8 protein-coding genes are annotated in these 11,997 nt (G+C 72.2%); all 8 read left to right on the top strand.

All coding sequences use genetic code 11. The features are described from left to right. Nucleotide 1 precedes the first annotated feature (1 nt). Genes ACZ4WS_RS34205 through ACZ4WS_RS34240 form a run of 8 tightly spaced genes read left to right on the top strand, consistent with a single transcriptional unit; the run spans nucleotide 2 to nucleotide 11,976 of the window. A complete protein-coding gene (locus tag ACZ4WS_RS34205; RefSeq protein ID WP_467986650.1) occupies nucleotides 2-373 on the top strand; it encodes a LysM peptidoglycan-binding domain-containing protein in 372 nt (123 codons plus the stop codon). Then, nucleotides 366-1,505, top strand: coding sequence for a hypothetical protein (locus ACZ4WS_RS34210; RefSeq protein WP_467986651.1), 1,140 nt, complete (start codon nucleotides 366-368; stop codon nucleotides 1,503-1,505). The genes ACZ4WS_RS34205 and ACZ4WS_RS34210 overlap by 8 nt, the downstream gene beginning before the upstream one ends. A 60-nt stretch (nucleotides 1,506-1,565) precedes the next feature. Beyond that, nucleotides 1,566-2,096 (top strand): phage baseplate assembly protein V, encoded by a 531-nt coding sequence (locus ACZ4WS_RS34215; protein ID WP_467986653.1) that lies wholly within the window; start codon nucleotides 1,566-1,568, stop codon nucleotides 2,094-2,096. A gap of 20 nt (nucleotides 2,097-2,116) precedes the next feature. Then, nucleotides 2,117-2,479 (top strand): hypothetical protein, encoded by a 363-nt coding sequence (locus ACZ4WS_RS34220; protein ID WP_467986654.1) that lies wholly within the window; start codon nucleotides 2,117-2,119, stop codon nucleotides 2,477-2,479. Beyond that, nucleotides 2,476-2,862 carry a GPW/gp25 family protein gene (locus ACZ4WS_RS34225; RefSeq protein WP_467742931.1) on the top strand — a complete coding sequence of 129 codons (387 nt, stop codon included), beginning with the start codon at nucleotides 2,476-2,478 and terminating at the stop codon, nucleotides 2,860-2,862. Before ACZ4WS_RS34220 ends, ACZ4WS_RS34225 begins: the two co-directional genes overlap by 4 nt. Next, nucleotides 2,859-6,017, top strand: a complete 3,159-nt coding sequence (locus ACZ4WS_RS34230; RefSeq protein ID WP_467986656.1) for a putative baseplate assembly protein — start codon at nucleotides 2,859-2,861, stop codon at nucleotides 6,015-6,017. The genes ACZ4WS_RS34225 and ACZ4WS_RS34230 overlap by 4 nt, the downstream gene beginning before the upstream one ends. After that, entirely contained in the window at nucleotides 6,014-9,829 is a 3,816-nt protein-coding gene (locus ACZ4WS_RS34235; protein ID WP_467986658.1) for a putative baseplate assembly protein, read from the top strand. Before ACZ4WS_RS34230 ends, ACZ4WS_RS34235 begins: the two co-directional genes overlap by 4 nt. Then, on the top strand, nucleotides 9,829-11,976 hold the full coding sequence (locus ACZ4WS_RS34240) for a hypothetical protein (protein ID WP_467986659.1): 2,148 nt from the start codon (nucleotides 9,829-9,831) through the stop codon (nucleotides 11,974-11,976). Before ACZ4WS_RS34235 ends, ACZ4WS_RS34240 begins: the two co-directional genes overlap by 1 nt. Nucleotides 11,977-11,997: the final 21 nt, after the last annotated feature.

The following is an 11,997-nucleotide window of genomic DNA, read 5'->3' on the forward strand; positions in this document are numbered from 1 at the left end:
CATGGCCGGCACGGAACCGTACGAGAACGCCCTGGACGCGATACCCGGCGCCCACCCCTATCCCCGCTCCAGCCGCTACCACGACGCCGAGATCGGTGTGCACCTGCAGCCGGACGGGACCGAAGTCCGGTACGCCAAGCGCCGGTTGCTGCCCCCGATTGCGACCGACGCCGAGGACACCCAGCCGCACACCGTCAGCACCGGCGAGCGCCCCGACCTCCTGGGACAGCGCTACTTCGGCGACCCCGCCCAGTGGTGGCAGATCGCCGACGCCAACCCCGTCCTCGACCCGCGCGAGCTGACCGCCGAACCCGGCGGCGAGATCGACATTCCGCGCGCCGGCGCCTTCCCCCGGGGAGACCGGCGTGTCTGAACTGCCCGTGGGCCAGGGCCCGGTCCACATCACCCTCTCCATGGGACCGCAGCTGGCCCGCCCGGTCCCCGCCGAGGTGGCCGAGGCGCTCCTGTCGGCACAGATCACCGCGACCGCGGGTGAGCGCAGCGGATTCCAGCTCGCCTTCGACCTGACCAAGAACGGTCTCATCAACCGCACCCTGCTCCCTGAGGGGTTCTTCGATCCGAAGAACCGCGTGATCGTCACCGTCACGGTCAAGGGCACCCCTGAGGTCCTCTTCGACGGGCTGATCGTGCGTCAGGAAGTCGGCGCCAGCAACCAGCCGGGACACTCCACCCTGACCGTCACCGGCGAGGACCTGACGCTGCTCATGGACCTGGAGGAGCGCACGGACCGGTATCCCAACCTGCCGCCGTCCGAGCGTGTGCTCGCGATCCTGCGCCGCTACTCGGACTACGGCATCCGGCCGGACGTGTACGCGGAGAAGATCGCCCAGCCCCCGCACGAGAACCTGCGCGTCCACTACCAGACGGGCACCGATCTGCAGTACGTGACCGAGCTGGCCCGTGCCAACGGGTACACCTTCTACCTGGAGCCGGGCCCCAACCCCGGCCAGTCGTCGGCCCGTTGGGGTCCCGAGGTCCGGCTCGGCATCCGCCAGCACGCCCTGAACGTCAACATGGACGCCAACTCCACGGTGGACCAGCTGACGTTCGCGTACGACGGAACGGCCCGCGAGGAGCCGCAGGCCCGCTGGCAGGACCCGGGAACCCGGCAATCCACCCTGCTCCCCCAGCCGGTCATCAGCCCCTTGCGCCCGCCGCTCGGCAAGCGGCCGACTCCCGCGCTCAAGCGCAAGACGCTCGCCGGCACCGCCAAGCAGCAGCGCGAGGCCGCCGAGGCCGAGCTGCTCGCGCGGGCGGCCGTGTCCGCCGACGTCATCTCCGGGTCGGGCTCTCTCGACGTCAACCGGCACGGCTACCTCCTGCAGCCGCGCCAGCTGGTCGGCGTACGCGGCTCCGGGCGGGCGTACGACGGCGACTACTACGTCAAGTCCGTGACGCACAACCTGCGGCCGGGCTCCTTCCAGCAGAACTTCACGCTCTCGCGAGAGGGGCTCGAAGCGCGCAGCGCCTACGTCAGGCCCTGACGGCCCGCCCTCCACACCCACATCGCCGGGCAACATCCCACGAACCAGGAGCAGTTCAGCATGGCGGCACCCAGCAATCGCTACCTCGGCAAGTTCCGCGGCCGCGTCGTCGACAACAACGACCCGCTGCACATCGGCCGGCTCACGGCCGAGGTCCCGGACGTCCTGGGTGACGAACCGTCGACGTGGGCGCTGCCCTGTCTGCCCTTCACCGGACAGCAGGCCGGCCAGTTCGTGGTGCCGCCGCCGGGCGCGGGCGTGTGGGTCGAATTCGAGCAGGGCGATCCGAGCTTCCCGGTGTGGACGGGGTGCTGGTACGGGGCGGAGGCCGAGCTTCCACCGGACGCGCGCGCCGCGGTGCAGCAGAACTCACCGAACAAGCCGGTCGTCGTCCAGACGCCGGGGGACCACAAGATCGTGATGAACGACGCGCCCGAGCAGGGGATTCTCCTCCAGGCGCAGGGCGGCGCGTACATCCGTATCACCAAGGAAGCCGTGGTCATCGCGACCGGTGAAGGCGCCGAAGTCATCCTGCGCGGCAAGGAAGTGACCATCAACAAGGGCCAGTTGTCGATGGCCGCAAAGCGATAGAAGACGGGGGAACAACCAGAATGTCCGGGACAACCGGAATATCCGGGAATCTTCTCACCACCGGCTCCGGCACCATGATCAGCTGCCCGCACGGCGGCCGCGCCACCGCGACGACCGGCGCATCGGACCGAGCGGTGCTCGTCGACGGCGCGCCCGTCGCCACGACCTCGCACCGTTACGTCGTCGTCGGCTGCCCCCACACCGTCGGCGGCATCCCCGAGCCCTGTGTCGCCGTGCGCTGGACCGCGGACGCCTCCGGCATCACGGTCGACGGCGCTCCGGTACTGCTCGACACCTCCGCGGCCCAGTGCGTCACGGCGGCGTTCGTGCCGCAGGGTCCGCCGTTCGTCCAGCCCGCGCAACGAGAGGTGACCGTCCGATGAGCCCACGCACCCGCGTCCGCAGTGACCTCGCCTTCCCGTTCCGGGTCGACCGGCGGGGGCGCAGCGCGCACGCCGACCGCGACGAGCATGTCCGCGACCTGATCGAGCAGTTGCTGTTCACCAGCCCCGGCGAGCGGGTGATGCGCCCCGACTTCGGCTGCGGCCTGCTGGATCTGGTCTTCACTCCCAACAGCCCGGAGCTGGCGAGCGCGTTGGAGCTCTCGGTGCAGGCGTCGCTGCAGCGCTGGCTCGGCGACCTCATCGAGGTGGCGGGCCTCGACGTGGTGAGCGAGGAGAACGTGGTCCGTGTGTATCTGTCGTACGCCGTGCGCTCCACCGGGAGCCGTCGTGACGACGTCTTCGAAGGGAGGGCCGAGGCGTGACCGGTCCCGTGTCCACTCGCCGGGCCAAGGTGAGGACGGCGCAGCTCAACGGAGTTGACGCCGTGGAGGTGAGTGACGACGGGCTCCTGCTCACCGTCAGCTTCCTCGGCAAGGCCCCGCACGGCCTGTGCGCGCAGAACGTCCGCGTCGACGGCGGCCGCCGGATCACCGGCATCGAGGCCGTCGGTGTGAGCGTGGAGCGCGAGGAGGACCCCGAGCTCGACGACCGGCTGTACGTCACGCTCGACAGGGCCGGCGACACCTCCCGCTACCGGCTCTCCCTGGTCGAGACCGACCCGTACGGACGGCCCGGCACGGAGCCCTTCCGCGGCTTCGACCAGCGCTACCACAGCGCGGCGTTCACCTTCCGGCCCGACTGTCCCACGCCCTTCGACTGCGAGGACGGGGCGGTGGAGGAACCCGCCTTCCCCCGGACACCGGTCGTCGACTACACGGCCCGCGACTACGCCACCATCCGCAAGCTCCTCCTGGACCGGCTGGCCCTCACGACACCCGACTGGATCGAGCGCAACCCGGCCGACCTGGGCATGACCCTCGTCGAGCTGCTCGCGTACACCGGCGACCAGATCAGCTACCAGCAGGACGCGGTCGCCACGGAGGCGTATCTCGACACCGCGCGCCGCCGGGTCTCCGTACGACGTCATGTCCGGCTCATCGACTACGCGATGCACGACGGCTGCACCGCTCGCGCGTACGTGACCGTGGAGACGGCGGGTGAACACACGCTGCCCGCGGGCACGTTCCGCTTCGCCTCCGTCGACGTACGAGCCCTCGATCCGCACGACCGTCCCGCGCCCGGGACGGTCATCGACGACCGGGACCTGGCCGACCTGGCCGAGCGCGGCAGCGTCGAGGTCTTCGAGCCGGTCGCGGCCGGGGATGCGCTCGAACTGCGCGACGCGCACAACGCGATACGGCTGTGGACCTGGGGCGGCGACGTGCGCGCGCTGCCGAAGGGGGCCACGGCGGCGACCCTGCGCGACGAGTGGCGGGACGCGGAGACCTGTGAGGGGCGTCAACTCGAGCTTCGTGCGGGTGACTTGCTCGTCCTGGAGGAGGTGAAGGGGCCGCGCACCGGGACACCGGGCGACGCCGACCCCGCGCACCGGCAGGCCGTGCGCCTCACCTCCGTGACACCGAGTGTGGACCGCATCGAGGACCAGCCGGTCCTGGAGGTCACCTGGGCCGCCGAGGACGCGCTGCGCTTCCCGCTCTGCCTGACCACACGCGGCGGACGCGACTGCGCGCCGGTCGAGGACGTCAGCCTGGCGCGCGGCAACGTGGTCCTCGTCGACCACGGACGTACCGTGCACTGGTGCGGGGACACGCTGCCGGAGACGGTGACCGTGCCGCCCGCACCCGCCGTCGTGGCCCCCTGCGACCCGCCCGCCTTCGGCTGCGGGGATCCCGACGAGGGCAATGCGACGGCGAGGCTCATCAACTCCCTTACGGACAAGGCGGAGTGCGGCGAGGCGCTCACCGCCGACGACGTCCGCGAGCTGTTCGACGTGGTGGGCGAGGACGCGACCGCACGTGCGGGACTCGGCCTGGAGCTGGCCGGGCAGCGGCAGGTGGGGGCACCTCCCGGCGATAGCCGGGGGAGCGTCGTGCCCGGCACGGCGTACGCGCAGGCCGCGGCGCTGCGCACGCTGCTCGCGCAGTCCGTCTACCCGGGCATCGCGCCCCGCTTCCGGCCACTGCTGGGCCGCTCCCCCGTGGTGCAGGCCGTGCTGTTCCCCGACCCGCGGGCCGTTTCGGCGGGGCAGGCCGAGCGGATCGGCGCCATCCCGGGCCGGGTGAAGCAGCGCCTGGTGGACCTGTGGCGCAGCGCCCGGGACCGCGACGGGCTCGCTGACGAGGAGATCGCCGAACTGACCGTGATCTACGGCCTGCGGGTGCTTGAGCGTCTCGAACTGCGACTGCACCCGGTCCGTGCCCTGCGCGAACTCCTGTACCGCAGTGACCAGTTGCTCGACTCCAAGCTGCGCCGCGTCGAGGTTCTGACCGCGCGCGCCCGCGCGGGGACGGTCCTCGACGGGCACATCGCGTGGGAGATCGCGCACAGTTGGGGCCCGGCGTACGCGGAGGGCCTCCACCCCGAAGAGCCGGTCCTGCGCGGTTCCGCCTCGGCGGGGCTCGCGCAGGACGCGCGCCGTGCCGTTCCCGCCGTACGCGTCCACGAGAGCGAGCTGCGCTGGACGCCGCACCGCGACCTGCTCGACAGCGGGCCCCGCGACCGGCACTTCGTGGGTGAGCTGGAGGACGACGGGCGGCTCGCGCTGCGGTTCGGCGACGGGCGGCACGGCGCGCGGCCGACGCCCGGGGCGCGCCTGGAACTCCACTACAGGCTGGGCGGCGGTCTCGCGGGCAACGTGGGAGCGGAGGCCATCAACCATCTGGTGCTGTGCCGCGACGACGAAGAGAGCGAAGCGCCTCCGGTGGCCGGGGTACGCAACCCGCTCCCCGCCGTCGGCGGCACCGAGCCCGAACCCGTGGACCAGGTACGCCAGTTGGCGCCGTTGGACCTGCGCCGCACCCGGCTGCGCGCGGTGACCGCCGACGACTACGCGGCCCTCGCCTCGGCCCTGCCCGGCGTGCAGCGGGCGGCGGCGGAACTGCGCTGGACGGGCAGCGTCCAGGAGGCCCACATCGCGATCGACGCCCACGGCACCGGGGCTCCGGCGCCCGCGCTGCTCGACTCCGTCGCCCAGTCCCTGGAGGCGTACCGGCGCATCGGGCACGACGTGGTGGTGGGGCCCGCGCGGCTGGTGCCGCTGGACATCGCGCTGTCGGTGTGCGCGAAGCCCGGACACCAGCAGGGGCAGATTCTGGCCGAGCTGTACCGGGTGCTCGGCCACGGCCGGCTCACGGGTGGGCGGCTCGGCTTCTTCCACCCCGACGCGCTGACGTTCGGCGAGCCGGTCAGGCTCAGCCGCCTGGTCGCGGCCGCGGCGGCGGTCCAGGGCGTGGAGAGCGTGCACGTCACCCGTTTGCGACGGCTGTTCGAAGAGGACCGAGGAGAGAGGGAGGACGGCGTGCTGCGGCTCGGCCCGCTGGAGATCGCCATCTGCGACAACGACCCCGACCGGCCGGAGAACGGCCATCTGGCGATATCCCTTGGGGGTGCCCGATGACGGGTGACGAGTTCACCGGCGACTGCGGCTGCGGTTGCGGCGGGACCTGCGCCGGCGGTCACGACGAGCGGGTGGCACCCGCCGCGCCGCACAACCCGCCGGGCCGCACCGCCCTCGACTACCGCGTCGGCGAGTACGGCTCCTTCCTGTCCGCCCTGCGCGACCGCCTTGCCTCCCCCGCCTACCCGGCGCTCGGCAGGCTGACCGTCCGCACCCCCGACGACCCGGCGATCGGCCTGCTGGACGCGACCGCCGTCCTCGGTGACCTGCTGACGTTCCACTCGGAGCGGATCGCCGACGAGGCCTATCTGCGCACCGCGAACGAGCACCGCTCGCTGGTGCTGCTCGGCCGCCTGGTCGGTCACCGGCCGCGTCCCGGCGTCGCCGCGAACACGCATCTCGCGTACACCCTCGACCGCGACCCACGGGCCGAGACCCTCCCCGTCGTCATCCCGCGCGGGGCGCGCAGCAACAGTGTCCCGGCGTCGGCCGACGAGGAGTCGCAGACGTTCGAGACCAGCCGGGACCTCACGGCCCGCTGGGACTGGAACGAACTCCGCCTGCGCCGCAGGCGGCCCTCCCTGATCACCCCTCAGGACCTCACCCGCCGCTCGGAACTCTTCGTCGAAGGCACGGCGAACTCCCTTGGTACGGGTGACCAGCTGCTCTTCGTCTTCGGCGAACAGGCGGGCGGCGAGCGGCTGTTGCTGCCCGTCTCGCGCGTACGCATCGACCGCGACGACGAGATCACGGCGATCGGCCTGCCCCGGTCGGCCCCGCCGACGCTCAAGGAACTGGTCGACGAGGTACGCCGCTGGACCACCGAGCCCCCGGCTCCGGGCGAGCCCGGCGACGAGCCGCCCACGCCCGAAGTGCCCAACCCCCGCCCGGTGAGCCGCCTGATCGACGACTTCGACGACCAGGTGCTGGCCCCGCTGCGGGACGGCCTGGACGGCCTGAAGACGCCGGAACAGCTGATGTCCGCCCTCACGGAGCCCGTGAACCGCCTCGCCGAGGTCCAGGTCCTGGCTGCGCCGTACGAGGACGTGGCCGAGTGGTTCGCGCAGTTGGAGGCGGTGCTGGCCGAACTCTCGAATCGGGCAGGGGAATTGGCCCCGTGCCAACCGGTGGACGAGGCGGGGAAGCAGCCGGGGCAAGCATCCGCGCGCACGCACGCGGCCGCCCCTCTCCCCCGCCCTGACGAGGCCGCGCTTCAGGCCCTCACCGCCCTCCTCCCCGCGTTGAGCGGAAAGGCTCCCGTCCTGAGCGGCGGCACGTTCGCCGCCACCCCGGGCGCGGACAAGGCCCGCCTGCTCAAGACCCTCAACCCGGCCCTGTCCACCCTCTACCCGGCCTGGCGGCAGGCCGCGGCTCCCGGCACCGCGAACCTCCTGCGCGAGCTGCTCGTCCTGCGCGCCAAGGCGGTCCCCTTCGGTGCGACGGCCCCCCTCAAGCCGGTCCAGGACGACAGCGGCCGGGTGATCCGCACCGTCGACTGGCCGCTGACGGGAGCCGTCCTGACCAGCATGCGCGTGGTGTTCGACCCCGCGGGCAAGGTGCCGCAGACGGCCGAGTTCCAGTACATCGAGGGCGCCGGCTCCGACCAGCGGGCGAAGCCGCTGCCGGTGCCGCAGCCGGAGAGCTTCCCCCTCGGCCCCGGCCAGGTCGAGCTGTCCACCCGCAACAGCCAGGACCGCGAGCTGAACTGGCTCAGCCGCCGCCCCGCCGACTCCCAGGAGCCGGGCGTCACGGCCCGCCTCCACTCGGGCCTGCCCGAGCGCACGCTCTTCGTGTCGCGCCCGGACGCCGAGGGGGTGATCAATGTCGGCGTGTACAACGGCGTGGCCAGGGAGATCCCCCTCAGCCCCAACGTTCCGGTGCGTTTCACGCACGGCGAGTACGAGGTGACCCTTCGCTACACGGTCGGCACCACCGCCCCCACCGTGGAGATCGTCATCGCCACGAAGTCGGCCCCGGCCAACCGCCGTGTGGTGCAGTTGGACACCGTGTACGACAGCATCACCGTCGGCAGTTGGGTCGCGATCGAGAGGCCCGCCAAGGGCGACGACGACGCGCACCCCGGCGACAAGAAGTTCAAGCTCGTCACCACGAAGGTGGTGGCCGTGCGCACGGCCGCGTACACCAACTACGGCATCACCGGCCGCGGCACCGAACTCGTCCTCGCCGACCCGTGGTTGGACGACAAGGACGTGCTGCTCTCGCACATCCGCGACACCACCGTGCACGCCGCGGGTGAACCGCTGCGCATGGCGAACGAGCCGCTCGCCGAGGACGTGTACGGCAACGAACTCGAACTGGCCGAGCTGTACGACGGGTTGCACCCCGGCCGCACCCTCGTCGTCAGCGGCCTGCGCAGCGACATACCCGGCACCGTCGCCGTCGAGGCCACCGAGGTCGTGGTGATCGCGGCCGCCGAACCGGCACTCGATCCGCAACTGCCCGGCGACCGCGTCCACACGAAGTTGACCCTGACCGCCGATCTCGCGTATCGCTACCGGCGCGAGACGGTGAAGATCCTCGGCAACGTGGTGGAGGCGACGCACGGCGAGGGCCGGGACGAGCCGATCGGCAGCGGCGACGCCGACCGTACGAACCAGACGTTCGTCCTGTGGCAGTCGCCGCTCACCTGGATGGCGTCCGAGACCCCGCTCGGCGCCACGCCCGTGCTGGAGGTCCGGGTCGACGGGCTGCTCTGGCACGCCGTCGACAGCCTCGCGGGGCGCGGACCGCGCGAGCGGGTCTACATCACGGGCACGACCGGCGACGGCCGTACGACGGTGACGTTCGGCGACGGTGTGCACGGCGCGCGCCTGCCCAGCGGGCACGAGAACGTGCGCGCCCGCTACCGCTTCGGCACCGGCAAGGCGGCGAACGTGGCGGCGCAGCGCATCTCGCAGGCCCTGACCCGGCCGCTCGGCGTCACCGCGGTGACCAATCCGCGTCCGGCGTCCGGCGGTGCGGACGCGGACGGGCCCGCGCTGACCCGCCGTACCGTGCCGCTCGCCGTCGCCGCCCTGGACCGTCTGGTGTCCGTGCCCGACTACGAGGACTTCGCGCGCTCCCGTGCCGGGATCGGCCGGGCCGCGGCGCGCGAACTCTTCGACGGACGACGGCGCGTGCTGCACGTCACGGTCGCGGGCACGGACGATGTGCCGATCGCCGACGACTCGGACCTGCTGCGCGCACTGCGCGGCTCGCTCACCGAGTACGGGGACGCCCGTCTGCCCGTCCGGGTGGACGTGCGCGAGCTGGTGCTTCTCCTGATCGCCGCGAAGGTGAAGCTCGCACCCGACCACACCTGGGAGGTCGTCGAACCGCGGCTGCGCCAGGCGCTGCTGCGTCGACTCGGCTTCGAGGGACGGGAGTTGGGACAGCCCGCACGTCTCTCGGAGGTTCTGGCGACGGCACACGCGGTGCCGGGAGTCGACTACGTGGACGTCGATGTGTTCACCGGTATCTCCGCGTCCGCCGCCGCGGGCGCCACCGCGGCTGAGCTGACGCGACTGCTCGGCACACCCGGCGAGCCGAGGTCCACGGTCCCGGCGCGCACGGCGACGTACGACGAGAAGATCCACACCGTGCGCAAGAAGGACGGCGAGACCCTGTCGGAGATCTGTGCCCGGCACGGCGTTCCGCTCGCCGAACTCCTGCGCCTCAACCCCGACATCACCGATACGCGGCGCCTCGCCAAGGGCCGTTCGGTGTTCGTCTTCCGCGGCATCCGCCCGGCGCAGCTCGCGCTGCTGACGCCGAAGGCCGCGGACACGCTGATTCTGACGGAGGTCAAGTGATGTCCAGGGAGCCGGACGGGCTCGCTCAACTGCTCCCCCAGTGGCACCGCCTCAGGGACGCCGGCGAGGGCGAGCCGCTGCGTGCCCTGCTCGCCGTGATGGCCGAGCAGATCGATGTCGTACGCGAGGGTGTCGAGCAGAGTTACGAGGACCTGTTCGTGGAGACGGCGGCGCCCTGGGTGCTGCCGTACCTCGGCGATCTGGTCGGCTACCGGACGCTGCCCGGTTATGAGCGCGTCCTCACCACCGGTCTGCGGAGCGGGAGTTCGGCCGCGCTGACGGAGGCGATCGCGCCGCGCCGCGACGTGGCCGCCGCGGTCGCGAACCTGCGCCGCAAGGGCACGCTGCATCTGCTCGAAGAGCTCTGCGCGCAGGTGGCGGAGTGGCCGGCGCGGGCGGTCGAGCTGTCCCGGCTCGTCTCCCACCAGCAGCCGGTCAAGCTGTACGGGTCCGGGGCTGGGGACGCGGGTCGCTCGCGGCGCGGGCGACTCGCCGATCTGCGGGACGGGTCGGCGCTCGACCTGGCGGGCTCCGCCTTCGGTACGGTGGCCCGCTCGGTCGACGTCCGGAGCGCCAACTCCCCGCGCAGGCAAGGTGGTTTGACACCTGCCGGAGTCGGCCTCTTCGTCTGGCGGCTCAAGGCGCACTCGCTGACGTCCTCCCCCGCGTACTGCATCGACCGGGCCCGCAACCTCTACACCTTCTCGATCCTCGGCAACGACAGCCCACTGGTCACCAAGCCGGTCCCGGAGCCGTCGGCGACGCACATCGCGACGATCGACAACGTCCCGGCGTTCATCCGGCGCCGCCGGCTCCACGACCGGCTCGCCGACTACTACGGCCCCGGCAAGAGCTTCGTCATCCGCCGTGACGGCGAGGACAAGCCCGTACCTCCTTCCGACATCGTGGTGGCCGATCTGTCGGACTGGCGCTACCGGCCGAAGCGCGGGCAGGTCGCCGTCGATCCGGAGCTCGGGCGGATCGCGTTCGGCTCGCGGTCCGCGCCCCGCCAGGGCGTCTGGGTCGACTACCACTACGCGTTCGGCGCCGACATGGGCGGCGGCGAGTACCCGCGGGACCGCCAGGCGCGCCCGGACGCCGCGTTCTACCGGGTCGGGCCCGGGCAGACGTACCGGCAGATCATGGACGCGTACCGGGCCTGGCAGCACGACCGGCGGGCCGGGGACTGCGGGCCCGAGGGCATCATCGAGATCACGCACAGCGGCGCCTACCAGGAGCAGCTGGACTTCGACCTCGACCCCGGCGACCGCCTCGAACTGCGCGCGGCGGAGGGCACCCGCCCGGTGATCCGCCTCCTGGACTGGTACAGCAACCGTCCGGACGCCCTCAACATCCGTGCCGTGTCGGAGGATTGCGAGCCGGGCGAGCGGCCCCGGATCGTCCTGGACGGACTCCTCGTCGCCGGACGCGGCATCAACGTGACGGGCCCGATGGGCGCGGTCGTCGTACGCCACTCGACCCTCGTGCCCGGCTGGTCCCTGGAGTCCGAGTGCGATCCGCACTCCCCGCAGGAGCCGAGCTTCGTCCTGGAGCGCACCACGGCGTGTCTGCAGATCGAGGACAGCATCCTCGGCACGATCGAGGTCATCGGCGACGAGGTGTCCGAGGAGCCGCTGGACATCCACCTCCGCGACAGCGTCCTGGACGCCACCGCGAGCGAACGCCCGGCCCTGTCCGCCCCGGACTGCCGGCACGCCCACGCCGTCCTGCACGCGCACCGCACCACGGTCATCGGCGAGGTGCACACGCACGCGGTGGAGATCGCGGAGGACTCCGTCTTCACCGGGCGGCTGCACGTGGCGCGACGCGGCATCGGCTGTCTGCGTTTCTCGTACGTCCCCACCGGCTCGCGTACGCCGCGCAGGTACCGCTGCCAGCCGGACCTGGCCGGTCGCGACGAGGCCGCGCGCGTACGGCCGCTGTTCACGTCCGAGCGCTACGGGACGCCCTGGTACGGGCAGTTGGCCGACCGATGCGCCCAGGAGATCCGGCGCGGCGCGCAGGACGGGGCCGAGATGGGCGCCTTCCACGACCTGTACAGGCCGCAGCGCGAGGACAGCCTGCGGGCGCGGCTCGCGCAGTTCACGCCCGCGGGCACGGACGCCGGGATCTTCTACGTGACCTGATCCGGCCTCCATGACTCGCCT

This window comes from Streptomyces sp. NPDC029292, from assembly GCF_055569295.1.